Genomic DNA, 26,898 nt, shown 5'->3' on the forward strand with positions numbered 1-26,898 from the left:
CATAGAGAACAAATGTTAGGTTGTTGTGAAACTCGTTCCGGAGGGGCAACTGTGGCGCAATCGCTGGACTCGCTGGTGAAGCAGGGAGAGGGCGACCAACACGCCGTCGATCTCGGCGATGGCATCTTCATGTCGCGCAATATCGCCAACAGCTATCTCGTCACCTCGCCGGAGGGCGACGTCCTGATCAACACCGGCACGCACTTCGAGGCCGATGGCATCAAGGAGCGTTTCGCGAAGGTCTCAAGCGGTCCCCTGCGCGTGGTCACCTTCACCCAGGGGCACCCCGACCATGTCGGCGGCTGGGATTGGTTCAACGACCCTGGGGTTGAGACGATCGCACAGGCCAACCACGGCGACGTGCGTGAATACTGGCGCAATCTGCATCCGTTCTACGTCCGGCGCATCATGAAACTCTGGGGCGCATTCATGGATGTCGCGTCGAGCGCAGCAGACATGCCTCCCGAACCGGTCCTCACCTCGTCCTTCATCGACAACCACGCATTCGAAGTGGGGGGACGCCGATTCGAGCTCTACTCAACCCCCGGCGGCGAGACCACGGACGCGCTCGCCGTCTGGATGCCCGAACACCGCACCGCCTTTATCGGCAACCTGATGGGGCCCTTCTTCGGACACGTGCCGAACCTTTACACGTTGCGCGGGGACAAGATCCGCAGCGCAATGGCGTTCATTCATTCGGTCGACCGCATCATCGCGCTGCGCCCGCAGATCCTCGTCAACGGGCACGAAGCGTTCCGTGGTGCCGACGAGATCGAAGCCACGATGACCAAGGTCCGGGACGCCACGAAGTACCTCCGCGACCGCACTATCGACGGAATGAACAACGGCCACGATCTATGGACCCTGATGGGCGATGTGGCACTGCCCTCGGATCTTTCGATTCCCCAGGTACACGGGAAGGTGCCCTGGATCGTTCGATCGATCTGGGAGGAACACGTCGGGTGGTTCCGTTACGAATCGACGACCGAACTCTACGACGTGCCCGCGTCTGCGGTGTGGCCCGACGTCGTCGAATTGGCCGGCGGTACTACCGCTTTGCTTGAACGCGCGAAGGCCCACGTTGACGGCGGCCGCCCGCTTCGTGCGCTGCACCTCACGGACATCATTCTGTCGCAGGCGCCAGATGACAGAGCCGCATCAACTGTGAAACGGGACGCGCTGCAGCAGCTGCTCGCCGCCGCAGACGGCGAGAAGAACCACAGCGAGTTGCAATGGCTTCAGCAGGAGCTGAACGCCGCCAAGGCCGACGAGGAGAAGAAGTGAAACCCGAGAACCTCTACCACAGTGGGATCATCGTCGACGACTTCGACAAAACCCTCGAATGGTTCACCGCGGTGGCGGGTTACGAGTGGACCGATGTGGTCTCGGTCGACCAGGTCGCCGTGACTCCCGAGGGTGAGATCACGATTCCGATGCGGATGGCGTACTCAAAGTCCGAACCCCGGCTGGAGATCATTCAGACGATCCCCGGCACCATATGGGAGCCGGCCGACTCCGGTGTCCACCACATCGGCTACTGGTCTGACGACGTCGAGGCAGACGTCGAGACGCTCGAGGCGAACGGATGGGCGGTGGAGGTCAAATCGTATATTCCCGATGATTCGCGCAAGCTGCTGTGGGCGTACTGCAAAGGGCCCGGAGGTCCACGCATCGAGCTGGTCGGCCAAGCGATGAAACCGTTTATGGACTACTGGTTTTCGCTGGTCGATGGCGAACCCCAGTGACGCGGCGATGACGAGGCCGATGCGGTTCGGACTCATCGCCTCGGCGAACAACGCATCGGAGCTCGTCGAGCTCGGTCGAGAGGCCGAACTCGCCGGTTACTCGACCATCGCGCTGAACGACCACTTCAACTCCCCCGTCGCCCCGCTACTCGGCCTGCAGGCCATCGCCTCTGCGACATCGAATGTGCGACTCTCGACCGCGGTGCTCAACCAGGACCTCCGCCATCCGGCGGTCCTCGCGAAGGAGCTGGCGACCCTTGACGTGCTGTCGGGAGGCCGGCTCGAAGTCGGCCTTGGGGCGGGCTGGGTACAGGCCGACTATGCACAGTCCGGCATATCGTTTGATGACGCGCCGAAGCGAATCGCCCGATTGCGGGAGACTATCGAGATTGTCAAGAGCTTGTTCTCCACGCGCGCATGTACTTTCGTGGGTGAGCACTTCACCATCACTGAATTGGAGGGGACGCCCGCCACGATCCAGCCCGGCGGGGCGCCGATCATGATCGGCGGCGGCGGGGCCAAGATTCTGTCGATGGCTGCCCGGCACGCCGACATCATCCAGGTGCTCGGGGCAAGTTTCGGCACCGGCGGAGCCGTCGTGGACGACATGTCGAGCTTCCGTATCGATGCATTCGAGGAGCGCGTCGGGTGGATCTCCACGGCCGCTGGTGACCGGTTCGCCGACATCGAGCTGTCCTTGATGCTGGTGTTCGCGGTGATTACTGACGACGCCGAGGCAGCGGCGCGCGGATTCCTGGACGTCTTGAGCGCAACGGTGTCGCGCTACGGTGGTGAGGTGGGGGACGTCGACGTGCGCCTGCAAACGCTCCTCGACTCGCCCGTCGTTGCGATCGGCACCCTCGACGAGATCAGCGACAAGCTCCGCACGCTGCGGGACACGTTGGGATTCAACTACTTCGTGATGCCGTATGGCGCCAGACCAGCAGACTTCTCAGCCATCGTCGAACGCCTCACGGGCACATAGCCGGGCATGGAACACGAACGGGTCTACGTGGCCGTTGCCGCCGAGCGGCGCAAGATCGCCGACCTGATTGACACCCTCGACGGAGGATGCGCTAAGCACCCCGGGGCTGTGCGCGGGTCACAGAGGCGGCTCCCGGTCATGCCTCGCCGAAACGAGCGACCAGACGGGAGTTGACTCCGTCGGGTTCCAACTCACGGGCCACCAGATATCCCGAACCCATCCAGTCCCTGCGGGTCCAGTTCCCGAATGGAATCCTGGTGCCGGGCGCGTAGGACGCTGCCGGTACGGACTTCACGCGCTCGAGCGCCTCCTTGACTCCACGCGGACTCAGTGGGTGCGCGTCGACGACGGCGTGTAGAATCGTCAGCGCGACATCGCGATTCACCACCGGCACACACCATTCCGGAGGCCTGCCGGTTCTCTCCTTGAATTCGTCGACGAAGCGCTGTCCTACCTGATTGCCCTCGTCGTATTGATCGATCCCCGTCCAGCCCATGAACGCATTCCACATGACCGGTTGATCCACGCGTTCTCGAACGCAGTTCCAGCGAATCTAGGCGGATCCCAGTCGAGTTCTGCCAGGGCGGGATTGACGAACACGATTCCAAACCCGAACCCCGCGTGCACGATCGCCTGCACCTTCGCGTCATAGAGCGACTGTACGGCCTTGCTCACGTCCTGGGCAGGCTGAGCGATCGAGGCTTCGGCGACGATCCTGATACCGCGCTGCCGGCAAGCCTTCCGGAAGTTCGCAACGTACGCCTCCCCTACCAGCGACTGCTCCATCCGCACGCCCACGTCGGTGTGGCCACCCTTGACCAGCAGGTGGGCCCTGAATATCGGCTCGTCGAAGTGGGATCCCATCGGAAACGCGAAGAACCACTATCCCAGCGCCTCATCCGAGCCGGTGACACTGATCTCAGGCACCCGGAATCGCTCGTTCAGCGCGTCTTTGATCGCGACCGCGTTGTCGCCGACATGCGGACCGAAGATCGCCATGCAGCCATCGCCGACGAGCTCGGAGTAGGCGTCGATGACTGCCTTCACAGTGCCCTTCGATAGCCCTTCGGACCTCGCCGTAAACGATCTCGACGGGCCGGTCGATGATGCCCTTGGCCATGGCGTCGTCGAAACCATGTCGAACGGAATGGTGAGATCGTCGCGGTAGTGCTGTGGAAAGTCTTCGGACAACTTGAAGTCCATCAGGTAACCGATCCTGATCGGCTCAGCTGTGCTCTCGTATGACATGACTCCCCTGACGTCGATTCTGGATGGGCTAAGCCGTGACGATGGGGAGCTTGCCCCATCCGCGAACACTGGAGGTGTGCGCCATCTCGGCATTGTCGAAGTCGACGTCCCATTCGGGCCAACGGGTCAGCATCTCTTCGAGCGCCACCCTCGCCTGCATACGCGCCAGCGACGAGCCGAGGCAGAAGTGCAATCCCTGACCGAACGACAGATGCGATCCGGTGCGGTGGATGTCGAAACTCTCCCCGTCGGGGTAATGCCGCTCATCCCGGTTGGCTGAACCGTTGAGCAGCAACATGATCGAACCCTCCGCGATCGGCTGCCCATGCGCCTCGGTGTCCCGGGCGACGGTGCGGGCCTGCACCGGCGACGGCGACTCGTAGCGCAGCACCTCCTCGATTGCCTGGGGAATCAACGAGAAGTCCCCGGCGAGTTCACGGCGCTGCTCGGGATGCTGGGCGAGCAGCTGGCCGATGAAGCCGATCAGCCGGGTGGTCGTCTCGTTGCCCGCCCCCGCAATCATGCTCGTATAGGTCAGCACCTCGATGCGGGTCAACGGCCGCAACGTCCCGTCCTCTTCGATTTCGGCGTTGAGTAGTTGCGTCATCACGTCATCGGAAGGGTGCTCGGCTCGCCATTCGATGTAGTCGGCGAACAGTTGGTAGGCATTCTCGAAGGTGGCGCTTGACACGGACCGGAAGCTTGCGTCTTTCAGACCGATCGACGCGTCGGTGTTGTCCCGAATCTGTTGTTGCCCCTCCTCGGGGATGCCCAGCAGATAGCCGATGGTCCGCATCGGGATGAGCGCGCCGAAGTCTGCGATCAAGTCGAAGCGCGAGGAACCCGCAAGGGCGTCAAGCGCACGAACGCAATACTGACGAGTCAGGGGCTCGATGGCCTCCATCCGGCGCGGTGTGAAAACCCTTGACAGCACGCGTCGATGGAGGTCATGGAGGGGCGGGTCCTCGAAGAGGATCACGCCGGGCGGCACCTCGACGCCGCTCATTATGATGTCCATCGTCGTGCCCTTGCCCGACCGGTAGGTGTCCCAGTTGTGCAGTTCGCGCGCGACATCGTCGTAGCGGCTCAGCGCATAGAACCCGTACTTCTCGTTGTGGTAGAGCGGCGCCTCATCCCGCATCCGCCGCCAGATCGGATAGGGGTTGTCATCGATGTCGAAGTCGAAGGGGTCGTAGTACAGATCTGCGATACTCGCGCTGGTCATCTGCTGCTCTCCTCAAGTCGGTCAACTAAATGCGTGTCGCGGCAACGTAATCGGCAGGTCGAGCGAGCTCAACAGCCCTGCCGGGGCTGATACCACATAGGGGATGGCGTTGACCACCCGCATCGCGGTGGCTGCCATCGCTGCGTGGCCCGCGGCATGGCCCTCCGCGGCACCGACGTTCATGGCACAGTGGATGTCCGGATCGCCGTCGATGTCGACGCGATACGTCGCGTCGAATTCCGATGTCAGCCAGTCCGGCGCCACGTCACGCGCCATCCGGATGATGTGCTCGACGACGATCGCTTCCCTGCCGTTGACCACCCCCGCAGCCCTGGTGCTCACCGCGCCGCAGGTGCCCGCCTTGATGGTGCCGAATGCGACCTCGATGTCTCGGTCGGTCACCCTGCGGTCGAGTGTCCCGCGGACCTCTTCGACTTCGACGCCCAGTCCAGCCGCCATCAGATGAACCGGTGCTCGCCAAGCCATTTCGATGAAACCGGGTGTTTTCAAAAGAGGTTCGAAGTCGAGCGGATGGCCGAAGCCCATGCCGTTCATCATCACGTCGGCAACCGGGTAGTGGTCGTTGAGTGCGACTTCGGTGACCTTGAGACATCGGATCGTCCTGGACTGCGTCGCCAGCAGCAGTGCCAGTTGGTCCGAACCGAACCCGGGGAAGATTCCGGATGCGTAGAACGACGCGTCTCCCGACTTGGCCGCACTCTCCATCTGCTCACGCCACTGCGGTGAGTAGTAGGCCGGCGGATACACCAGGCTGGTCGACGACGTCGACACGACGTTGATACCGGCTTCGAGGAGTTTCAGATAGTCCGGCACCGCCCCAGCGTCACGGTCGGGTCCGCTGGCGGCATACACCACGCAGTCAGGCTGCAGCGCGATGAGCGCGTCGGCATCGTCGGTCGCCGTGACCCCGATCGGGTCGATGCCGGCGAGTGAGCCCGCGTCTTTGCCGACCTTCTCCGGCGAGTGCACCCATACTCCGACGAGGTCGAGGTCGGGTCTGCCTTCAATCGCTTCTATCGCAATGGATCCGACGCCCCCGGTCGACCAAACCACGGTTCTCAATGTCATGGTCTCCTCCTGACGGTCACGCTTGTTCGGACGCCATGACGGCGCGTTCCAGATAGGGCCACGCGATGTCGGGCGGAACACCGCCGCACAGTGGGAGGAGCGGCAGCGGCGTACCGCGACGGATGCTTGCAGCGGCCTCGTCGAGGGTGAAGATTCGATAGGGTCCGGGTGTCTCACGAAGCGCGGCAACAGTTTCGGCTCGAGAGATGCTGGCGACCGACTCGTCACCGTGTCGGTAGGAGGCCGCCGTCATCGCATCGTGCAGGAGGTACGGTCCGAGCTCGTCCCAGGCTGCGTCGAGGTCGTCGGCGACGAACACCGCCGTGGGCGCGCCGGGTACCGGGAACTGGAGCACGCCCGGCTCATGGCCGTTGGCGCGACATTCGGCCTCGTAGAAGTCCTTGAGTGCGGGCGAGTCCGTCTGCGCGATGAAGCCGAGCCCGAACTTCGCCGCGCGCCGCGCCGCCGCCGTACTTCCTCCCGCGATGAGCATGTATGGCCCACCGGCCGTCGCGGGAGCCGGGGTGACACGGATACGTCTGCCTTCGTGTTCCACAGGTTCGCCCGCGAGCAGCCTGCGCACCAATGCGAGCGATTCGTCGGCCAACTTGCCGCGCCCCGCGACGGCTACCCCGAAGTGTTCGTATTCCTCTGTGCGGTGCCCGATTCCGAAGGCATAGGACACCCGTCCTTTACTGATGATGTCCAGGATGCTGATCTCCTCTGCCAGCCGGACCGGATCCCAGAAGGTGATCGGCACGGCGGCCAGCAGAATCGCGAGCTGATTGGTGCGTGCCGCGATCGCGGAAGCGAGGAGGTGCGGGGCCGGCAGATGGCCGTCGTCGGTGCCGTGATGCTCGGACAACACCGCGACCAGCGCGCCGCGCGTCTCCGCCCACGAGCACATGTCGATGGCCGCCGCGTAGAGCTCCGTCGCGGATGCGCCGCCCCCGGGGGCGCGCATGTCGAACCGCAGGGTGAACATCAGCGTCGCGTCCAAGCTGGGGTAGTCACGTCGTCCGACTCTAACCTAAATTTTGTTCCGTTCAGGTGTAATAGTGATTACTATTCTAATTGATCGGATCGTCGCTCTCCAAGAGGAGGAAACATGGCTGAAGGTACGCACCGCGTCGTGGTGTGGTCGACGGGCGGGATCGGTTCGATCGCGATCCGCGCCATCCACCAGCGACCGAATCTCGACCTCGCCGGGGTGTGGGTGCACTCACCCGAAAAGGACGGGATGGACGCGGGCGAACTCGCCAATGGGGAGCCGATCGGGCTGGCGGTCACCACCGACGCGGACGCGCTGATCGCTCTGGCGCCCGACTGTGTCATCTACGCGGCCAGCGGACCGGAACGCGATGCGCTGGCGATACCCGACTACGTCACGTTGCTCAGTGCCGGCATCAACGTGGTGACGACGAGTACGACGCGGCTGGTCAATCCGCACGCCTACGAACCCGCCGAGTGGCGCGATCAGCTCGTCACCGCGGCGAAGGCCGGCCAGGCGTCGCTGTACGCATCGGGCATCGAACCCGGATTCGCCGCCGACTACCTTCCGCTGGTGCTGGCCACCCAGTCGTCACAGATCGAGAAGATCCATTGCTACGAGATCGGGTTGTACGACGACTACGGCGTACCCGACATCATGAGTGACGCAATGGGATTCGGCCGTCCGCTCGAATACGAGCCGTGGATCGCCATGCCGGGTGCCATCGAAGGCGAATGGCAAGGACAGATCAGGATGGTCGCCGACGCGCTCGGCGTCGAAGTTCACGAGATGCGATCGACGTTCGATCGCGCGGTGACCGAACGGCCTCTCGAGGTCGCCATGGGCACCGTGGAAGCCGGCACCTGTGGCGCGTTGCGCATGCAGGCGATCGGTGTCGTCGACGGCCGTGAGGCCATCGTCATCGAACACGTCACCCGGCTGGCTCCCGACGTCGCACCGCACTGGCCCACACTGCCGAACGCCCTCGGCTATCGCGTGGTCATCACCGGCACACCGGACATCGACTGCACATTCGACGTGACACTTCGCGACCGCAAGAAGGCCGGTATCGAGACCATGACCTCCGGGGCGGGAGCAATGGTCGCCACGGCCATGCGTGTGGTCAACGCAGTGCCCTACGTGGTCGATGCACCGCCGGGCCTGGTGAGCTCCGTCGACCTGCCTCTCACCATTCCCAAGGGAGCGTTCAGCGCCCAGGGCTGACGGCGCCTACTCAGGCAACCGCAGCTCGGGCTTTTCCACCTCTTCGATGTTGACGTCCTTGAAGGTGATGACCCGAACCTGTTTGACGAAGCGCGCCGGACGGTACATGTCCCACACCCAGGCGTCGCCGAGCCGCAGCTCGAAGTACACCTCGCCCTCCGTATTACGGGGCACCAGTTCGACGCTGTTGGCGAGGTAGAAGCGCCGCTCGGTCTCCACGACGTAGCTGAACTGCCCGACGATGTCCTTGTATTCGCGGTAGAGCGAGAGCTCCATCTCGGTTTCGTACTTTTCGAGATCCTCGGCACTCATCGGCTCAGTTCCTTCATATACGCGTTCATCGCGACTCCAATCCTCCCCTACCCGAATCGGCTCTGCTGTTCGGGTTCGGCGTCGAATTCTGTGTCGAGCCCGATGTCGGGTACCAACACCGGGCCCATCTCACTCTCGACCGTCACCAGCCGTCGCACGTTGATGAACGAATACCGATGCTCGCCGCACGGGCCCAACTCGGCAAGCGCTGCGCTGTGCGCCGGGGTGCTGTAACCCTTGTGCTCGGCGAAGCCATAGCCCGGATGCTCGGCCTCCATCTTGACCATCAGCCTGTCACGACTCACCTTCGCCAGCACACTGGCCGCGGCGATACACGCCGCGGCCGCGTCACCGCCGACCACGGGCAGCGATGGGACCGACAGACCCGGCACCCGGAAGCCGTCGGACAGTACGTACCCCGGGCGTACCGACAGGCCCGCCACGGCACGTCGCATGCCCTCGATGTTCGCCACGTGGACCCCGCGACGATCGACCTCGGCCGTCGGGATGAAGACCACGTGATAGGCCAACGCGTACCTGCGGATCAGCGGAAACAGCCGCTCACGCTCTTTGGCGTTGAGCTTCTTCGAGTCATCGAGGGCCGCCAGGCTCTCGAGCCGGTTCGGCCCGAGGACGCATGCCGCCACCACGAGTGGGCCCGCGCAGGCCCCGCGCCCAACCTCGTCGACACCCGCCACCGGTCCTAGCCCACTTCGATACAGCGCGGACTCCAACGTACGCAGGCCGGCGGATTTCCGGATCACCGTCCGTGGAGGCCATGTCGCAGGCAACTCAGGCCCTCTGTCCCCCTGCCTTCGGCGGGCGGTGCCCCCACTTCGCCCTGAGCGGCTCATCGCGAAACTCCTATTGGGTCTGCGGGTTCACACTTCCCACGCCACCCCATCGCGAGGGTGGCCAGGCGATGAACTGTGCTTTTCCAATCACATTGTCGATCGGCACGGTGCCCGCCTCCGGGTCACCCGTACACAGCACGCCGCGTTGCGCGTCCTCGGGCGTGTTGGTGCAGTGCGCGCGCGAATCCGCGGAATGCGTGCGGTTGTCGCCCATCACCCAGACCTTGTCCTCGGGAACCGTCACCGGTCCGAACTCATTGCCAAGGCACGCGGCATAGGGGTTGGAGGGCGCGACATTCATCGTGGTGTAGTCGAGATACGGCTCGTCGAGGCGCTTGCCGTCGACCGTCAGCCCTGTGTTCGTTCGGCACTCGACGGTCTGCCCTCCCACCGCGATCACGCGTTTCACCAGGTCGTTCTCGTCGGGCGGGACGAAGCCGATGAACGAAAGCGCGTTCTGTACCCAGCGCACCGCGGTGTTGTCGGAACGAATCGACTTATAGCCGATGTTCCAGTTCGGTGGACCCTTGAAGACGATGACGTCACCCGGCTCCGGCGAGGAGAACCGATATGTCAGCTTGTCGACCATGATGCGGTCGCCTGTGCAGCCGGCGCAGCCGTGCAAGGTGGGCTCCATCGACTCCGACGGGATGAGGTACGGGCGCGCGACGAACGTCAGCATGACGTAGTACAGGACAAGCGCGATCGAGATCAGAATCGCGAATTCGCGCAGGGCGCCGTGCTTCTTCTTGGGCTCGTCGGCGTCGTCTTCCGGAGCCTCCCCGGCGGCGACATCGTTTTCGGAATCGGAGTCCTCGGACGTGAGGTCGGTGGGCTGATCGGGGTCGGTGGATCCACTCACCGCATCAGGGTAGCCACCGCGGCGCTCGTCGCCGCGATCATCGGCTGCCACGCGTCAGAACCTGGCGTGTCGGCCGACGACCCCGGTCAGCGCTTCTCCTTGATCTTCGCCTTCTTGCCACGCAGTTCGCGCAGGTAGTAGAGCTTGGCGCGGCGCACATCGCCACGTGTGACGACGTCGATGTGGTCGATGTTGGGCGAATGCACCGGGAAGGTCCGCTCGACACCCACGCCGTAGCTTTCCTTGCGCACGGTGAAGGTTTCGCGGATGCCGCCACCCTGCCGGCGCAGGACGACGCCCTTGAACACCTGGATACGTTCCTTGGAGCCCTCGATGACCTTGACGTGCACGTTCACAGTGTCGCCGGGGCTGAAGTCCGGGATGTCGTCGCGCAGCGACGCCTGATCGACGAAGTCCAGCGTGTTCATCGGTGACACATCCTTGCTGTCGGCGGCCGCGGGCATGGTCGCGAAATCAATCGCGTCGCCGAGCCGATCTTTCGGGTTTCGGGGTGTATCTCGCAGCGGACGGAGAGGCTCAAGGTCCCCGACCGGCACAGACAACTTTTCAATTGTGCCAGATGGGCCCCCGTCCGGTGAAATCCGGTGATGAACCGCTCCCAAACGCGCCCGCGGTCTGACCAAGCGTCGGCTACCAGAGACGGTTAGGCTGGTTAAAGGCTACGGCGGAGTAGTTAGCCCGACACCGATTCCAGGACAGCGTCAAGGAGGGTCATGCGACGCGGGCCGTCGAAACTGGTCACGTCACTCGCCATCGCAGGCGTAGCGGTGCTGTCCGCGAGCGGGTGCGAAGCCCGGGTGTACGGAACTCCCCCGGAATCCGCGCTGACGGTCGTCGTACCGCAGGGCAGGATGGCGCCGCTGCCCGAAGCTCCACCCGACGAACCCGCCGCCACCTTCAACGGACTGGGTGACCGCACCCGCCAAGCCATCGCCAACGCCGCCAAGACCGGTGCCGAGATCTCCGTCGTGGTGCTGGATCGCAACACCGGCCAACAGGTGTCGGGCGGGGACGGTGCGTCGTTCCCCATCGCATCCGTGGTGAAGCTGTTCATCGCCGACGACCTGTTACTGCAGGAATCCAAGGGTGAAACGGAGCTGTCACCCGCCGAACGCAGCGCGCTCGACGTCATGCTCAGATCGTCGGACGACAGTGCGGCCGAGAACTTCTGGAACCGCAGCGGCGGAAGCGACATCGTCAACCGCGTGGTGGCACGGTACGGCCTGGCGAACACGAAGCAGCCGTACAACGGCAAATGGGACCTCACGACAAGCACCGCGGGCGACCTGGTCCGGTACTACGACAAATTGCTGGCGGGCACCGGCGGATTGCCACAGGAGCAGGCCAACGTCATCCTGGCCAATCTCGCGCAGTCGACGCCGAGGGGAATCGACGGCTACCCGCAGCGGTTCGGCATTCCCGACGGGCTCTACGCCGAGCCTGTCGCCGTCAAACAGGGGTGGTTCTGCTGTTGGAGCGGCGCCAACCAATTACACGTGTCCACCGGCGTCATCGGCCCAGAGCGACGCTACGTCATGGCCGTCGGATCGCTGGATCCCACCGGCGAAGCGGCCGCACGCGATCACGTCACCCAACTCGTCAAGACGATGTTCCCCGGCGGCCGCATCTAGCTCTGGCCGAGCCGGGCCACACCAGCATGCGTGCCGCAGAGGACGGCGGTCAGTCCAGCAGGTCGGGCCGACGCTCACGGGTGCGTTGCAGCCCCTGTTCGCGTCGCCACGCTGCGATCTTGGCGTGGTCGCCGGACAGCAGGATCTCGGGCACGTCGAGCCCGCGCCAGCTCGGCGGCCGAGTGTAGCTCGGCCCTTCCAGAATCCCGTCAGAATGCGAATCATCTTGGTGGGAAGCGGGATTGCCGAGCACATCCGGCAGCAGACGCGCGACCGCTTCGATCATGACCAACGTCGCGGACTCACCGCCCGGCAGCACGTAGTCGCCGATCGACACTTCTTCGACGCGCATCCGGCGGGCCGCATCGTCGGCAACCCGCTGGTCGATGCCTTCGTACCGTCCACACGCGAACACCAGGTGCTTTTCGGTGCTCCACCGCCGGGCGTCGGCTTGGGTGAACAGCCTGCCGGCGGGCGTCGGGACCACCAAAAGGGTGTCCTCGGAACAAATTTCGTCGAGCGCCTCACCCCAGACCGGAGCCTTCATGACCATCCCCGGCCCACCGCCGTAGGGCGAGTCGTCGACCGAGCGGTGCACATCATGGGTCCAGCGGCGCAGATCATGCACCGCCACCGAGAAGATTCCGGCCTCGATCGCCCTGCCCGGCAACGACTGTCGCAGCGGATCGAGATATGCCGGGAACACGGTCACCACATCGATTTTCAGACCGCTGCTCATCGTCATTCCAGTTCCAGCAGACCATCGGGCGGGTCGATCTCGATCACCTGATCCGCCAACGACACCGACGTCACAATGGCGCCGACGAACGGCACGAGCACCTCACGCTCGCCGGTTCGTACCGAAAGCAACTCGCCCGCAGCGGTATGCAGCACCTCCGCGACCGCGCCGACGTCGGCTCCGGCGGTGGTCCGGACCCGCATCCCCTCCAGTTGATGGTCGTAGAACTCGTCGGGATCGTCGATCGGCGGCAGGTCCGCGGAATCGACGAGGAACAGCGTGCCCCGCAACGCGTCAGCGCCGTTGCGGTCTGCGATTCCTTCGAGCCGGACCAACAGCCGGCCACTGTGCGGACGCGAGGTATCGACGACAAAGCGGCGTTCGGTTCCGCCTTTGGCGCGAGCGCGGAGGCTGGTGCCCGGCGCGAAGCGGGTTTCGGGGTCGTCGGTACGAACATCGACGACGAGTTCTCCGGTGACCCCGTGCGCCTTGACGACCCGCCCGACAACCAGGTCCATAACTGCCCCGATCCCTCGCCGTCCCCCTGCCCTCCGGGCGGGAGGTGCCCCCATCGCTCCAGCCCGCCGGACCTACTGGTCGGTGTCCACCACGTCGACGCGGATCCCGCGGCCTCCGATGCCGGCCACCAGCGTGCGCAGCGCGGTCGCGGTGCGTCCGCCGCGGCCGATGACCTTGCCGAGGTCGTCGGGATGGACGTGTACCTCGACGGTGCGCCCGCGGCGGCTCGTGACCATGTCGACCCGGACATCGTCGGGGTTGTCCACGATTCCGCGAACCAGGTGCTCGACGGCGTCGACGACGACTGAGCTCACAGCGGCGCCCTCAGCTCTCGGCTGACGAGGACTCGTCCGAGGAGCCAGCGGCCGGCGACTCGGGTGCGGCCTCGGCCGGCGTGGCCTCGGCCGGCGTGGCCTCGGCACGCTCGGCGGGCGCCTCGTCAGCCGTCTCGGCCTTCTCGGCGGCCTTCTTGGCAGGCGCCTTCTTCTTCTTGGGCTGCGTCGCCTCGCCCGACGGTGCGCCCTCGGCTTCGGCCAATGCCGCGTTGAAAAGGTCCAGCTTGCTGGGCTTGGGCTCCTTGACCTTCAGCGTGCCCTCGGCACCGGGCAGACCCTTGAACTTCTGCCAGTCGCCGGTGATCTTCAGCAGCTGCAGCACGGGCTCGGTGGGCTGGGCGCCCACACCGAGCCAGTACTGGGCCCGCTCGGAGTCGATCTCGATCAGGCTCGGATCTTCCTTCGGGTGGTACCGGCCGATGACCTCGATCGACCGGCCGTCACGGCGGGTGCGCGCGTCAGCGACGGCGATGCGGTACTGGGGATTGCGGATCTTGCCAAGCCGAGTCAGCTTGATCTTGACAGCCATGATTAAAGAACTTCTCCTGTGATTGCCACGCTGCAATTCAGCGATGCCTGCGGATTGCCTGCACCCGGTTTTGCCTTACGTGTGTGACCGCCACACAGCCGGAGTTGCGTGGCAGACAGCCGCCCATTCTGCCAGAACAGCCCCTACCGGTGGAAATCCGGTCGCTACCCTCTCGGATGTGGACGCCGCCGACACCCTGCTCGAGATCGAAGCCATCAAGCAATTGAAGGCACGCTACTGCCGCTTCCTGGACACCAAGGACTGGCAGGGCTGGCGCGGCGTCTTCGCCGACGACTTTCACAGCGACACGACGCCGTCGGGCGGCAAGGTGATCGACGGTGCCGACGAGTTCGTCGCCTTCGTGCGAAAGACCCTGAACACGCAGCCCACCGTGCACCAGGTGCACGCGCCGGAGATCGAACTGACCTCGCCGACCACCGCGCGCGGAATCTGGGCGCTCAACGACATCGTGCGCTTGGCGCCCGGCCTGAACCTCGACGGCTGGGGGCACTATCACGAGACGTACGAGAAGATCGACGGTCAGTGGCGCATCACGAGCTCGACGTTGACCCGTCTGCGCACGGACTTCTTCAATCCGCTGTTCTCCGTGCGCATTTCGGACCGGCTCACCCGGGCGGCGGCCAAGCTGGCACGCCGCTGAACGCTACAACAGCTTGTCGAAGCACTTCTCCTCGACGCGCTTGCTCATTCGCCAGCCCTCTGCGGTGCGGACGAACTCGTCGACGTACCAGATGCCGACGAACAGGATCTGCTTCTCTTCGGCGTTGAACACCATCGGGTTGAAGCAGATGGTTTTCGATGACGCGGTGTCGCCGTCTATGCGGACATCGAAATTGCCGAGCATGTGGTAGTAGGCCGGGAAGTTCGGAAGCACTTCCTTGAGCCACGTCTTGACGTCCGGAAAACGCCCGTCGATCCCACCGGTGACGCGGTAGTCGATGTAGGCGTCCGGGGTGAAGACGCGATCAAGGTCGTCGAATTGCTTCTGATCGATCGCGTTCGAGTAGTCGATCATCAGCTGCTGTATCTCGAAACGATCCGATATCTCTTCCAGGCTCAACATGAGTCGATTGAACACGATCACTCTGCGGGGATAGGCTCACCCGTCATGCGGAAGATTCTCGTCTGCATTGCGACCGCGCTGTGCCTGGTCGCCGGGGGGACCGCCGTCGCGTCGGCGGTGCCCGCCGGCGTCATCCAGCCATCGGGTTCGGTGCCGATCCCCGAAGGCCCCGCCCAGGCGTGGATCGTCGCCGACATGGACAGCGGCGCCGTGCTGGCGGCCCGCGACGAGTACGGCCAGTTCGCACCGGCGAGCACCATCAAGGTGCTGCTTGCGCTGACGGTGCTCGACGAACTCCCGCTCGACGCGACAATCGTGGCCAGCGAGGCCGACACCAAGGTCGAATGCAACTGCGCAGGCGTGGCTCCCGGCATCGTCTACACCACCCGCCAGCTGCTCGAGGCGCTACTGCTCGTGTCGGGCAACGACGCCGCCAACACCCTGGCGAGCATGCTCGGCGGTCAAGACGTCGCCGTGATGAAGATGAACGGTAAGGCGGCGCTGCTCGGTGCGTACGGCACCAATGCCGGCTCACCGTCGGGTCTCGATGGTCCAGGTATCGACATGTGGTCCTCACCGCATGACCTCGCAGTGATTTTCCGCGCCGCCATGGCCAACCCGGTGTTCGCGCAGATCACCGCACAGCCGACCGCCGTCTTCCCCACCAAGACCGGCGACAAGGTGCTGGTCAACCAGGACGAGCTGCTCAAGCGCTATCCCGGCACGCTCGGCGGCAAAACCGGCTTCACCGACCTTGCGCAGAAGACGTTCGTCGGCGCAGCGGGGCGCAACGGCAGACGCCTGGTCATCGCGATGATGTTCGGTATGGACAAGCCCGGGCAGCCGACCTACTGGGACCAGGCCGCCAGCCTGCTGGACTGGGGCTTTGCACTTGATCGAAATGCGACGATCGGCAGTCTTTAGCCGACGCAAAGTTGCTGAATCGCAACGCGTTCGAGACCGCGAAGGGGAACGCGCCGGTTACGCTCGGCGTTCGTGCGAAAGTTGTTGGCCGCGTTGGTGATCACAATGTTCTCTCTGTGTGCGACCTACGCGGTGGCGACGCCTGCCGCGGCCCAGCCTCCCATAGAGCCGTCGGGGGCAGTCGCGTTGCCGGAAGGACCGGCGCAGGCGTGGCTGCTCGCCGATCTGGACACCGGCGCAATTCTGGCCTCCCGCAACCCAAATGAGCCGCATGCGCCCGCAAGCACCATCAAACCGCTGCTGGCGATGGTGGTGCTGGACCACCTGCGGCCGGACAACTTCGCCCGCGCCAACTCGTCGCACACCGAGGTCGAATGCTCGTGCGTGGGATTGAAACCCGGACAGCCCTATACGGTCCTCCAGCTGCTGTCGGCGCTGTTGATGGTGTCGGGCAACGACGCCGCCAACATGCTGGCCGACATGCTCGGCGGGCAGGGTGTCGCGATCCCGGCGATGAATCGCAAGGCGGCCGGCCTCGGTGCCCGTTCCACCAGGGCCTCGTCGCCGTCGGGGCTGGACGGCCCCGGATGGGAATCCACCACCACGCCATTCGACCTGGCGTTGATCTATCGCGCGGCCCTGAAATATCCGCTCATCGCGCAGATCATGCGGTCGCAATCGGCACCATTCCCCGGCAAGACGCTGAGCAACCAGAACGAGCTCCTGACCCGCTACCCCGGCACGTTCGCGGGCAAGACCGGGTTCACCAACCTCGCCCGCGAGACCTTCGTCGCCGCCGCCCAGCGAGGCAACCGTCGTCTCGTGGTGGTGGAGATGTACGGCACCGGCGATCTGTATGGCCAGGCGATGCGCTTGTTCGACTGGGGATTCGGCCAACCGCGCTGAAGCGAATCCGGCGCGCTAACCGACCCTCAGGGTTGATGAGCGCGCCGAATTCACTCGGGATCATCGCCCGCAGTGGCGGAATGGATGCGAATGCGGCGCACCAGTACGTCAACGACCTCATCAAGTCGCACCGGTATCTGCGCGACGTCTACTAGCGGTAGACCCTGCCCTGCAGGATCACCACGTCGGGCACACTGACGACGGCGGCGCCCTGCCGCGGATCGTCCTGGTAGCAGATGAGATCGGCCGAGGCCCCGTGCTCGATGCCAGGGCGGCCCAGCCATTCGCGGGCGGTCCAACAGGCCGCGCCCAGCGCCTCGGTCGGGCTCATCCCGATGCCCTTGAGCGCGTCGATCTCGTCCGCGATGCGGCCGTGAGCCACCATGCTGCCCGCGTCGGTGCCCGCATAGATCGGCACCCCCGCCTCCCGCGCGGCGGCGATACGCGACGGGCACTTCTCGTAAAGATCTTGCATGTGTCGGGCATAGGTCGGGAATTTCGTTGCGTTTTCGGCGATTCCGGGAAAGTTCTCGATATTGATCAGCGTCGGCACCAGCGCCGTGCCGTGTTCGACCATCAGCTCGATGGTCTCGTCGGTCAGGCCGGTACCGTGCTCGATGCAGTCGATGCCTGCCCTGATGAGCCCGGGCAGCGCGTCCTCGCTGAACACGTGCGCCGTGACGCGGGCGCCGCTCTGGTGGGCCGCGTCGATTGCCGCCTTCAGCACATCGTCGGACCACAGCGGAGCCAGATCGCCGACCTCGCGGTCGATCCAGTCGCCGACCAGCTTCACCCAGCCGTCGCCGAACCGCGCCTGTTCGGCGACGGCGACCGGCAGCTGGGACTGGTCGTCCAATTCGATGGCGAACCCGCGCTGGTAGCGCTTCGGTCTGGCGAGGTGGCGGCCGGCCCGGATGATCCGCGGAAGGTCGTCGTGGTCGTCGAGGCTACGGGTGTCGATGGGCGACCCGCAGTCGCGCAGGAGCAAAGCGCCCGCGTCGCGCTCCGTCTCGGCCTGGGTGATGCACTCGTCGATGGTCTCGACAGGGCCGTGCTCGCCCAATCCGACGTGGCAATGCGCATCGACGAGGCCGGGCAGGATCCAGCCGTCAGCCCCGTCAGCACCGAAGACGGTCTCGGCGTCCTGCACCGGCTCGGCGCTGAGCGTGCCGTCGACGATCCACCACTCGACAGGTTGTTCATCGGGCAGCCCGCGACCGCGTACGTGCAGTGGTGGCTGAGGCATGCCTAGTTCTGGCCCGGGAACTTGAACTTCGACAGGTCGATGTTGGCGAGACCGGGAGGAAGTTCGTCCAGTCCCTTGGGCATGTCGGAGAGGTCTGGGAATCCGGCAGGCATTCCCTGACCCAGCGGATTGCGCACCTTGGGTGGCGTCGGCCCGCGACCGCCCTTCTTGCCCTTCTTCTTGTTCTTCGCCGCCTTACGAGACGATCCCTTGCGGCCGAAGGGCATACCCATCTGACCGGCCATCGACGACATCATCTTGCGCGCCTCGAAGAACCGGTCCACAAGCTGGTTGACCTCACCGACCGTGACGCCGGATCCGTTGGCGATGCGCAACCGACGCGAACCGTTGATGATCTTGGGGTCCGCACGCTCGGCGGGCGTCATGCCACGGATGATCGCCTGCAACCGGTCGAGCGACTTGTCGTCGACGGCTGCCAGCGCGTCCTTCATCTGGCCCGCACCGGGCAGCATGCCCAGCAGATTGCCGATCGGGCCCATTTTGCGGATCGCCAGCATCTGCTCGAGGAAGTCCTCCAGCGTGAGTTCGCCGCTGCCGATCTTCGCGGCGGCTTCCTCGGCCTGTTGCGCGTCGAAGACCTGTTCGGCCTGCTCGATGAGCGTGAGCACGTCGCCCATACCCAGGATCCGGCTGGCCATCCGGTCGGGGTGAAAGACATCGAAATCCTCGAGCTTCTCGCCAGCGGACGCGAAGAGGATCGGCACACCGGTGATCTCGCGCACCGACAGCGCGGCACCGCCGCGCGCGTCGCCATCGAGCTTGGTCAGCACCACGCCCGTGAAGCCGACCCCTTCGCGGAACGCCTCGGCGGTGTTGACGGCGTCCTGACCGATCATCGCGTCGAGCACGAAGATCACTTCGTCGGGGTTGACGGCGTCGCGAATGGCGCCGGCCTGCCGCATGAGCTCCTCGTCGATGCCGAGGCGGCCCGCGGTGTCGACGATGACGACGTCGTGGTGCCTGGCGTTGGCCTCGGCGATACCTGCCGATGCCACCGCGACCGGATCGCCGGGCGCCGAATCGTCGGATCCCTCGGCGGTGCCGGGGTGCGGGGCGAACACGTCGACGCCGGCTCGCTGGCCGACGATCTGGAGCTGGTTGACGGCACCGGGCCGCTGCAGGTCACACGCCACGAGAAGCGGCGTATTCCCTTGGTCTTTAAGCCATTTGGCAAGCTTGCCGGCCAGCGTGGTCTTACCGGAACCCTGCAGACCCGCCAGCATGATCACCGTCGGCGGGGTCTTCGAGAACGCCAGCCGGCGCGTCTCCCCGCCGAGGATGGCGATGAGTTCCTCGTTGACGATCTTGACGACCTGCTGGGCGGGGTTCAGCGCCCCCGACACCTCGGCGCCCTTGGCGCGCTCCTTGATGCGTGCGACGAAGTCGCGCACCACCGGCAGCGACACATCCGCTTCGAGCAGGGCCAACCGAATCTCGCGGGTCGTCGCGTCGATGTCGGCGTCGGACAACCGCCCCTTGCCGCGCAGCCCCTGGAGGGCGCCGGTCAATCGGTCGGAAAGCGATTCAAACACGCGGTCCAGCCTAACTGGCCTCGGATACCGGCTTCGCAGGCGCAGGTGCGGGCAGGATCGCATAGAGGTCCCGTTCGAGTTCGTCACGCACAGCGCCGACGTCACCTGGGACCACGATTCCGAACAGGTCGACCACCGACGAGCCGAGGGTGGTGACCTTCGCCCATGCGATGTCGACGCCGTCACGTTCGAACACCGCCGTCAGCCTCGCCAACAGGCCGGTGCGGTCGGCGCTCCGGATCTGTACCACCAGCTCGCCCGGGGCAGCACCTTCGGACCACAGGATCCGCGGCGGGGCGACCACATGGTTGATCGGCACCGCATCCGGCACTTCTCCCGCACGCGCCGTTCCGTACTGCGCGGCGTCGCGATCACGCTTGTCCAACGATGCGAGCGCATCGAGGTCCCCGTCGAGGGCCAGGATCCACTGCTGTCGCAACAGTTCGGCCGCCGGCGGAGCACCGAAATGCGGCGACACGACGAAGGTGTTGATCGCCGAACCCGCGTGTCCGTTGACCGAGGCCGAATGCACCCGCAGCGAGTTGAGTGCCAGCACACCCGCGGCCTTGGACAACAGTCCACGACGGTCCGGCGCGATCATCGTGATGTTGTAGATGTGGGGGCTGTCGGCAGGCGTGATCTCAACGTGCACGCCGACCTCGGCGGCCAGCGAAAGATACCGGGGATCAATGGGATCGGGCTGCGGCAGCGGGTCACCGGCCATCACCAATCGGCAGCGGTGGACGAGATCGCCGATGAGCGAGGCCTTCCAATCGCCCCACACCCCGGGTCCGGTGGCCAGTGAGTCCGCCTCGGCAAGTGCGTGCAGTAGTTCGAGCAAGACGTGGTCGCCGTCGAGTGCGTTGACCACCGACGCAATGGTGTTGGGGTCCTGCAGATCGCGCCTCGTGGCGGTGTGCGGCAACAGCAGGTGGTGGCGCACCACCTTGGACAAGATCTGCACATCGGACGGCCACAGGCCGAGTCGGGTGCCGATCTGAACCGCGAGCTCGGCACCGATGATGCTGTGGTCGCCGCCGCGGCCCTTCCCGATGTCATGGCACAGCGCACCAAGAACCAGCAGATCCGGCCGCGACACCCTGGTGGTGAATGCGCTTGCTCGCGAAACGGTCTCGACGAGATGACGGTCAACCGTCCAGATGTGAACGACGTCGCGCGGCGGGAGGTCGCGCACGGCGCCCCATTCCGGAAAAAGCCTGCCCCACAGACCGGTTCGGTCAAGCGCCTCGATGGTGGCCACAGCCGCTGGACCCGCGCCGAGCATGACTAGCAGGTCTTTGAGCGCCTGGCGAGGCCACGGGGTACGCAGCTCGGGCGCGGTTTCGGCGAGACGCGCCAGTGTGGAAGCCGCCATCGGCAAGCCGGTGTTGGCCGAGGCGGCCGCCACGCGCAGGATCAGACCCGGATCTCGTTCGGGACGGGCGTCGCGGGCGAGGATGACTTCACCCGCGAACTCGATCACGCCTTCGTCGAGGGGTCGGCGCGCGGGCCTGCGGAACGCCGAGAGTCCGCGTCTGGGAAGCGCGTTGCCCGCGGTGCGAATTCCGGCGTCGACGTAGAAGCTGATGGTGCGGGCGGCGTCGGAAAGCATGCGCGCCAGCTCGAACCGGTCACCGATCTGCAGCGCGGCGCCGATCTCGTCGGCGTGCTGGGCGAGCAACAACTCCCGGCCGCGCCCAGCCACCCGATGCAATTCGGTGCGTACGTTCAGCAGCGTCATGTGCGCCTCACCCAGAGTTTCGGTGGGCGACGCCAGGGATCTGCTGGGATAGACATCGGCGAGCTGGGCGATCGCCAACGCGTTGAGCAGTTGAACGTCGCGCAGGCCACCGCGTCCGCATTTGAGGTCGGGCTCGGCGCGGTGGGCGATCTCGCCGCTGCGCTGCCACCGCGCCCGGGTGTGCTCGACGAGTTCGTCGAAACGCGAAGCGACGCCGGTACGCCACTGCCGCCGCGCTCCCCCGATCAGCAGGTTCGACAGATCCGCATCGCCCGCGATGTGCCGCGCTTCGAGCATGGCCAGCCCCGCGGAGATGTCTTCGCTGGCAACGGTCAACGCCTCTGGTACCGTGCGCACACTGTGGTCGATGCGAATATTCGCGTCCCACAACGGATACCACAGTAACTCGGCGACCTGGCCGACCACATCACGCGGCATGTTGTCGTGCAGCAGTGTCAGGTCCAGATCCGAATAGGGCACCAGCTCGCCGCGGCCCAACCCACCGGTCGCGACGAGGGCGAATCCGCTGGTGGGCGTGATGCCGATCTCAGTGGCCTTTGTGGTGAGCCAGAATTCGTGCAAATCGAGCAGCGCGTCGCGTAACGCAGCCGAATCCAATTGCCGGGGACCGTTGGTCAGTAGCTGTTCGGCGGCGGCGGAAAGGTCGGTCGCGGGTCGTAACGAACCCGCCGCCGGGGGTTCCCATCGAGGGGCCCCGGCGGCGGAATCTGGTTTCTGCTCAGTCATTTCGTGTCCTCCCCCGGCCCTTACCTTCAAACATTCACGGTGCAACGGCCGGGCGACGACGTCTTATTTCGTCAGGCTGGTCAAAGGGCGTCCGTTCCACGTTCACCGGTGCGCACCCGCACGACCGTGTCAACGGGACTGACCCACACCTTGCCGTCGCCGATCTTTCCGGTGCGTGCGGCCTGGACGATCACGTCCACGACCTTGTCCACGGCGGAATCATCGACCACGACCTCGACCCGAACCTTCGGAACGAAGTCGACGGAGTACTCGGCGCCGCGATACACCTCGGTGTGGCCCTTTTGGCGACCGTAGCCCTGAACCTCGCTGACGGTCATTCCGAGAATTCCGGTCTGCTCGAGTCCGGTCTTGACGTCTTCGAGCGTGAACGGCTTGATGATCGCAGTAATCAGCTTCATATCCCCTTATTCCTCTCCGCCGTGACGTCCGAGGACCGAACCGCCACCGACAGCTGCAAAGTCGTAACCGCTTTCCGCGTGTTCGCTCTCGTCGGCACCAGCAGCCTCTTCTTCGTCGCTGAGTCGCAGCCCAATCGTGAATTTCACGATGTAGGCCAAGATAGCTGTCACGATCGCACTGTAGAGCAGAACCGCCCCGGCGCCGACTGCCTGCCGCCACAGTTGGTCGACTCCGCCGCCATAGAACAGACCGGCGACTCCCGCACCGGCCTCTGGCGCCGCGACCAATCCGATCAGCAACGTGCCGACGATGCCGCCCACCAGGTGAACACCGACCACGTCGAGCGAGTCGTCATAGCCCAGTTTGTATTTCAGGCCGACCGCCAAAGCGCACAAGGCCCCTGCGACCACACCGATGACGAGTGCACCGAGGACATTGACCGCTGAACACGACGGAGTGATGGCGACCAGACCGGCCACCACACCCGAGGCCGCACCCAGCGATGTCGCCTTACCGTCGCGAATGCGCTCAGTGAGCAACCACGCCAGCATCGCCGCCGCCGTGGCCACCGTCGTGGTGACGAAGGTCGAACCGGCAAGGCCGCCGGAGGCGCCGGCCGAGCCCGCGTTGAAGCCGTACCAGCCGAACCACAGCAGACCGGCGCCGAGCATCACGAACGGCAGATTGTGCGGCCGCATCGGGGTGTTCGGCCATCCCTTGCGCTTTCCGAGGATCAGCACGAGGACCAGTGCGGCGGTGCCTGCGTTGATATGGACCGCTGTGCCGCCTGCGAAGTCGATGGCCGCCAGTTTGTTGGCGATCCAGCCACCGGTCTCCGCGGTGCCACCGTCGAACGAGAACACCCAGTGCGCGACCGGGAAGTACACGAAGGTGACCCAGAGGCCTGCGAAGAGCAACCATGCGCCGAACTTGATGCGATCGGCCACCGCACCCGAGATGAGGGCGACGGTGATGATCGCGAACATCAACTGAAACGCGACGAACACCGAGGCCGGCATCGTGAAGACCAGCGGAATGAGGGTCTCCGGCACCGCCTCGACAGCCTCCACGCCCGGGGCCGCGACAATCGCCTCGACCGCGGGGGCGGCGTTGCCGCCGATGAGACCCTTCAGTCCGAAGAACTGCGTCGGGTCACCGACCACATTGGAGACGTCGTTGCCGAACGCCATCGAGTAGCCGTACAGCACCCACAGCACCGTCACCAAACCCATGGCGCTGAAGCTCATCATGATCATGTTGAGCACGCCCTTGGCCCGAACCATGCCTCCGTAAAAGAAGGCCAGGCCCGGCGTCATCAACAAGACAAGCGCTGCGCTTGCCAGCATCCACGCGGTATCACCGGTGTCCGGTATACCGAGGGTCGGGAATCCATCCACTCGCAGTTTCCTCCTTCGACATGCCACGGCCGCAACGCTTTACGACCGTTGACCTGGTCCAAGACTTTGCTGAGTGGTTGTTTCGTCGAAGACGCCACGGTGTTTCACTCGTGTGAACGGATGGGCACTCGACGTTTCGTCGGTGTTACATCACGTGTTTTGCGGCCGCTGACTAACCGAGCAACGCGTCGACGAATGCCGCCGGCTCGAACGGAGCGAGGTCGTCCGGGCCCTCGCCCAGACCGACGAGTTTGACGGGCACACCCAACTCCTGCTGCACGCGGAACACGATCCCGCCTTTCGCGGTGCCGTCGAGTTTGGTGAGCACGACGCCGGTGATGTCGACGACTTCGGCAAACACGCGGGCCTGTGGCAGACCGTTCTGGCCGATCGTGGCGTCGAGCACCAGCAGCACCTCGTCGACCTCGGCGCGACGGCTCACCACACGCTTGACCTTGCCCAGTTCGTCCATCAGGCCGGTCTTGGTGTGCAGGCGCCCTGCGGTATCGATGACGACCACGTCGGCTCCGGTCTCGACGCCGACGTCGACGGCGTCGAACGCCACCGACGCGGGGTCGGCCCCCTCGGCGCCGCGCACCACCTGCGCGCCGACGCGAGAGGCCCAGCTCTGTAACTGGTCTGCTGCGGCCGCGCGGAAGGTGTCGGCCGCACCCAGCACGACGCGGCGTCCGTCGGCCACCAGCACCCGAGCCAGCTTGCCGACGGTCGTCGTCTTGCCGGTGCCGTTGACGCCCACCACCAGCAGCACGGACGGCTTGTCGGCGTGCGGAAGCGCCCTGATGGACCGATCCAGGTCGGGCTGCAGCTGGTCGATCAAGACGTGGCGCAGCACCGCGCGGGCGTCGGCCTCATTACGCACCTGGCTGCTGGCCATCCGCGCACGCAACGCCGCGACGACCGAATCCGTCGCCGCGGGGCCCAGGTCGGCGATCAGGAGGGTGTCCTCGACGTCCTGCCAGGAGTCTTCATCGAGGTCGCCACCGCCGAGCAGGCCGAGCATGCTGCGGCCCAGCGTGCCCTGCGACTTGGCGAGACGGCCCCGCAGCCTCTCCAGACGGCCCTCGGCCGGGGCGATCTCGTCGAGCGCGGGCGCTTCAGGCTCAGCAGGCGCTTCAGGCTCCGCGGGGGCTGCCGGTTCGGCGGGGGCTGCCGGCGGTTGTTGGACGACCGGCGGCTCCGGCAGCTGTACGTCGGCGATCACCCGCTTCGGGGCGTCCCGCGGAATGGTGGCATCATCGCCGACGGCGGGTAGCCCGTCGGTATCGATCCGTTCGACCGGCTCAGCTGGCGCTGATTGCGAGAACGTGATGGTGGACGAGGCGGTGTAGCCGCCCGAGCGGTCGAGAGGAGTGGCGGTGTCCTTGGACGACAAACTGACCCGTCGGCGCCGGTACCGCACCAGGCCCACAACTAGCGCGGTCACGAGTAGAACGGCGATGACCGCGATCGCGATCCACAACTCGACAGTCACCACGTCATTGTCTCAGGAGGGGTAGCCGGTGACTTCCGCGCCCGGGAACTCCGGCGGCCTCATGGAAACCCGCAAACGACGTCACATCGACGCGTGCCTCGGCGATGCGGTCGAATTCCAGACGGTGACGACGGGGTTGGAGCGCTATCGGTTGCCGTACAACGCGCTCACCCAGACCGACCTCGGGTCCATCGAGTTGGCGACCGAATTCCTGGGCATCCACTTGCGCGCTCCCGTGCTCATCGGCGCGATGACCGGTGGTGCGGAGTTGTCCGGCACCATCAATCGCAACCTCGCCGGCGCGGCCCAGCAGCTCGGTGTGGGGATGATGCTGGGCTCGCAGCGCATCATGCTCGACAACGGTCCGGCCTCCGCGACGTTCCGGGTCCGTGACATCGCACCGGACGTACTGCTGATCGGCAACATCGGACTGAGCCAGCTCACCGCGCAGACGGTGCAGGCCCTGGTCGAGGCCTTGGATCAGATCGGCGCCAACGCCCTTGCGGTGCATACCAATCCGTTGCAGGAAGCCATGCAGCACAAGGGTGACACCGACTTCTCGGGTTCGATAGGACGCCTTCGCGACATCGCGGCAGCCATCGGATACCCGGTGATAGTGAAGGAAGTCGGCCACGGTATCGGGGCCAAGGCCGCTGCCGAACTGTCGGACTGCCCCATCGCCGCGATCGACGTCGCAGGCGCGGGCGGTACGTCGTGGGCGCGCGTCGAGCAGTTCGTCCGCTACGGCGAGATCCGGTACCCGGCGCTGGCCGAGTGGGGCATCCCGACCGCACAGGCACTTCTGGAAGTGCGGCGCACACTGCCCGGAGTCCCGCTGGTCGCCTCCGGCGGCATTCGCACCGGGATGGACGCGGCCAAGGCGATCGCATTGGGCGCCGACGTGGTGTCGGTGGCGCGACCGTTGCTGGCGCCTGCGATCGAATCGTCTGCCGCCGTTGTGGATTGGCTGCAGCGCTTCATCGACGAACTGATGATCTGTCTGCACGGCAGCGGCGCGGCCAACCTTGCCGAACTCCGCGAGGGCGGCGTCACCCCGCTGTGATTCGTGCACGGAAATC

27 protein-coding genes and 1 pseudogene are annotated in these 26,898 nt (G+C 65.3%); 9 read left to right on the forward strand and 19 right to left on the reverse strand.

Annotation, left to right across the window (positions count from 1 at the left end; all coding sequences use genetic code 11):
• Positions 1-51 precede the first annotated feature (51 nt).
• From BST47_RS12750 to BST47_RS12760, 3 genes are read left to right on the forward strand one after another with little or no spacing between them, the layout of a single operon-like run.
• Positions 52-1,284: an alkyl sulfatase dimerization domain-containing protein gene (locus tag BST47_RS12750; RefSeq protein ID WP_083125908.1), complete on the forward strand. Its 1,233-nt coding sequence runs from the start codon at positions 52-54 to the stop codon at positions 1,282-1,284.
• Positions 1,281-1,745 (forward strand): VOC family protein, encoded by a 465-nt coding sequence (locus tag BST47_RS12755; RefSeq protein WP_083125909.1) that lies wholly within the window; start codon positions 1,281-1,283, stop codon positions 1,743-1,745. The genes BST47_RS12750 and BST47_RS12755 overlap by 4 nt, the downstream gene beginning before the upstream one ends.
• Positions 1,746-1,752: 7 nt before the next feature.
• Positions 1,753-2,730 carry a TIGR03621 family F420-dependent LLM class oxidoreductase gene (locus BST47_RS12760; protein WP_207568595.1) on the forward strand — a complete coding sequence of 326 codons (978 nt, stop codon included), beginning with the start codon at positions 1,753-1,755 and terminating at the stop codon, positions 2,728-2,730.
• Positions 2,731-2,866: 136 nt separating this feature from the next.
• Here the strand turns inward: BST47_RS12760 and BST47_RS12765 are convergent.
• From BST47_RS12765 to BST47_RS12780, 4 genes and pseudogenes are all read right to left on the reverse strand, one after another.
• A pseudogene (locus tag BST47_RS12765) lies at positions 2,867-3,978 on the reverse strand (ABC transporter substrate-binding protein).
• Between the two features lie 28 nt (positions 3,979-4,006).
• The gene (locus BST47_RS12770) at positions 4,007-5,203 is read right to left on the reverse strand and encodes a cytochrome P450 (RefSeq protein ID WP_083125911.1); all 1,197 of its coding nucleotides are present in this window, start codon (positions 5,201-5,203) and stop codon (positions 4,007-4,009) included.
• A 21-nt stretch (positions 5,204-5,224) separates the two neighbouring features.
• Positions 5,225-6,292 (reverse strand): NAD(P)H-dependent amine dehydrogenase family protein, encoded by a 1,068-nt coding sequence (locus tag BST47_RS12775; protein WP_083125912.1) that lies wholly within the window; start codon positions 6,290-6,292, stop codon positions 5,225-5,227.
• Between the two features lie 16 nt (positions 6,293-6,308).
• Positions 6,309-7,277, reverse strand: coding sequence for an LLM class flavin-dependent oxidoreductase (locus BST47_RS12780; protein WP_083126149.1), 969 nt, complete (start codon positions 7,275-7,277; stop codon positions 6,309-6,311).
• Between the two features lie 123 nt (positions 7,278-7,400).
• Here BST47_RS12780 and BST47_RS12785 point away from each other — a divergent pair, with 123 nt between their 5' ends.
• On the forward strand, positions 7,401-8,507 hold the full coding sequence (locus BST47_RS12785; RefSeq protein WP_083125913.1) for an NAD(P)H-dependent amine dehydrogenase family protein: 1,107 nt from the start codon (positions 7,401-7,403) through the stop codon (positions 8,505-8,507).
• 6 nt (positions 8,508-8,513) lie between these two features.
• Here the strand turns inward: BST47_RS12785 and BST47_RS12790 are convergent, their stop codons facing one another.
• The 4 genes from BST47_RS12790 to rplS all read right to left on the reverse strand — a co-directional run bounded on the left by BST47_RS12790 (position 8,514) and on the right by rplS (position 10,963).
• Positions 8,514-8,819, reverse strand: coding sequence for a DUF2469 domain-containing protein (locus BST47_RS12790; protein ID WP_083125914.1), 306 nt, complete (start codon positions 8,817-8,819; stop codon positions 8,514-8,516).
• Positions 8,820-8,866: 47 nt separating this feature from the next.
• Complete coding sequence (locus BST47_RS12795; RefSeq protein WP_083125915.1) at positions 8,867-9,610, reverse strand: ribonuclease HII; 744 nt, start codon at positions 9,608-9,610, stop codon at positions 8,867-8,869.
• A gap of 73 nt (positions 9,611-9,683) precedes the next feature.
• On the reverse strand, positions 9,684-10,586 hold the full coding sequence (gene lepB, locus BST47_RS12800) for a signal peptidase I (protein ID WP_234809687.1): 903 nt from the start codon (positions 10,584-10,586) through the stop codon (positions 9,684-9,686).
• Between the two features lie 35 nt (positions 10,587-10,621).
• Positions 10,622-10,963, reverse strand: coding sequence for a 50S ribosomal protein L19 (rplS, locus tag BST47_RS12805; RefSeq protein WP_006242158.1), 342 nt, complete (start codon positions 10,961-10,963; stop codon positions 10,622-10,624).
• A gap of 306 nt (positions 10,964-11,269) precedes the next feature.
• Between rplS and BST47_RS12810 the strand changes: the two genes are divergently transcribed.
• Entirely contained in the window at positions 11,270-12,187 is a 918-nt protein-coding gene (locus BST47_RS12810) for a serine hydrolase (protein ID WP_083125916.1), read from the forward strand.
• Positions 12,188-12,236: 49 nt separating this feature from the next.
• Here BST47_RS12810 and trmD read toward each other — a convergent pair whose 3' ends face one another.
• The 4 genes from trmD to rpsP form a co-directional block, all read right to left on the reverse strand.
• The gene (trmD, locus tag BST47_RS12815; protein ID WP_107528962.1) at positions 12,237-12,914 is read right to left on the reverse strand and encodes a tRNA (guanosine(37)-N1)-methyltransferase TrmD; all 678 of its coding nucleotides are present in this window, start codon (positions 12,912-12,914) and stop codon (positions 12,237-12,239) included.
• 14 nt (positions 12,915-12,928) lie between these two features.
• On the reverse strand, positions 12,929-13,444 hold the full coding sequence (gene rimM, locus BST47_RS12820) for a ribosome maturation factor RimM (RefSeq protein ID WP_083125918.1): 516 nt from the start codon (positions 13,442-13,444) through the stop codon (positions 12,929-12,931).
• Positions 13,445-13,516: 72 nt separating this feature from the next.
• Positions 13,517-13,759 carry an RNA-binding protein gene (locus BST47_RS12825; protein WP_003881089.1) on the reverse strand — a complete coding sequence of 81 codons (243 nt, stop codon included), beginning with the start codon at positions 13,757-13,759 and terminating at the stop codon, positions 13,517-13,519.
• A 10-nt stretch (positions 13,760-13,769) separates the two neighbouring features.
• Complete coding sequence (gene rpsP / locus BST47_RS12830; RefSeq protein ID WP_083125919.1) at positions 13,770-14,309, reverse strand: 30S ribosomal protein S16; 540 nt, start codon at positions 14,307-14,309, stop codon at positions 13,770-13,772.
• Between the two features lie 178 nt (positions 14,310-14,487).
• Between rpsP and BST47_RS12835 the strand changes: the two genes are divergently transcribed.
• Entirely contained in the window at positions 14,488-14,970 is a 483-nt protein-coding gene (locus BST47_RS12835; protein WP_083125920.1) for a nuclear transport factor 2 family protein, read from the forward strand.
• 3 nt (positions 14,971-14,973) lie between these two features.
• Here BST47_RS12835 and BST47_RS12840 read toward each other — a convergent pair whose 3' ends face one another.
• Positions 14,974-15,393 carry a nuclear transport factor 2 family protein gene (locus BST47_RS12840; RefSeq protein ID WP_207568606.1) on the reverse strand — a complete coding sequence of 140 codons (420 nt, stop codon included), beginning with the start codon at positions 15,391-15,393 and terminating at the stop codon, positions 14,974-14,976.
• Between the two features lie 45 nt (positions 15,394-15,438).
• On the opposite strand from BST47_RS12840, the gene BST47_RS12845 reads away from it, so the two are divergent.
• Both BST47_RS12845 and BST47_RS12850 read left to right on the forward strand, forming a co-directional pair.
• Positions 15,439-16,317: a D-alanyl-D-alanine carboxypeptidase family protein gene (locus BST47_RS12845; RefSeq protein WP_083125921.1), complete on the forward strand. Its 879-nt coding sequence runs from the start codon at positions 15,439-15,441 to the stop codon at positions 16,315-16,317.
• 105 nt (positions 16,318-16,422) lie between these two features.
• Positions 16,423-17,223: a D-alanyl-D-alanine carboxypeptidase family protein gene (locus BST47_RS12850; protein ID WP_083125922.1), complete on the forward strand. Its 801-nt coding sequence runs from the start codon at positions 16,423-16,425 to the stop codon at positions 17,221-17,223.
• A 151-nt stretch (positions 17,224-17,374) separates the two neighbouring features.
• On the opposite strand, the gene BST47_RS12860 is transcribed toward BST47_RS12850, so the two are convergent.
• The 6 genes from BST47_RS12860 to ftsY form a co-directional block, all read right to left on the reverse strand.
• Entirely contained in the window at positions 17,375-18,469 is a 1,095-nt protein-coding gene (locus tag BST47_RS12860) for a metal-dependent hydrolase family protein (RefSeq protein ID WP_083125923.1), read from the reverse strand.
• Positions 18,470-18,471: 2 nt separating this feature from the next.
• On the reverse strand, positions 18,472-20,022 hold the full coding sequence (gene ffh / locus BST47_RS12865) for a signal recognition particle protein (protein WP_083125924.1): 1,551 nt from the start codon (positions 20,020-20,022) through the stop codon (positions 18,472-18,474).
• Between the two features lie 10 nt (positions 20,023-20,032).
• Entirely contained in the window at positions 20,033-22,510 is a 2,478-nt protein-coding gene (locus tag BST47_RS12870) for a [protein-PII] uridylyltransferase (RefSeq protein WP_083125925.1), read from the reverse strand.
• Between the two features lie 80 nt (positions 22,511-22,590).
• Entirely contained in the window at positions 22,591-22,929 is a 339-nt protein-coding gene (locus BST47_RS12875; RefSeq protein ID WP_006242172.1) for a P-II family nitrogen regulator, read from the reverse strand.
• 6 nt (positions 22,930-22,935) lie between these two features.
• Entirely contained in the window at positions 22,936-24,327 is a 1,392-nt protein-coding gene (locus BST47_RS12880) for an ammonium transporter (RefSeq protein WP_234809688.1), read from the reverse strand.
• Between the two features lie 172 nt (positions 24,328-24,499).
• Entirely contained in the window at positions 24,500-25,819 is a 1,320-nt protein-coding gene (gene ftsY / locus BST47_RS12885) for a signal recognition particle-docking protein FtsY (RefSeq protein WP_083126153.1), read from the reverse strand.
• Positions 25,820-25,880: 61 nt separating this feature from the next.
• Here ftsY and fni point away from each other — a divergent pair, with 61 nt between their 5' ends.
• The gene (fni, locus tag BST47_RS12890) at positions 25,881-26,882 is read left to right on the forward strand and encodes a type 2 isopentenyl-diphosphate Delta-isomerase (protein WP_083125926.1); all 1,002 of its coding nucleotides are present in this window, start codon (positions 25,881-25,883) and stop codon (positions 26,880-26,882) included.
• Positions 26,883-26,898 lie beyond the last annotated feature (16 nt).

This window comes from Mycolicibacterium tusciae, from assembly GCF_002086795.1.
Taxonomy (GTDB): Bacteria; Actinomycetota; Actinomycetes; order Mycobacteriales; family Mycobacteriaceae; genus Mycobacterium; species Mycobacterium tusciae.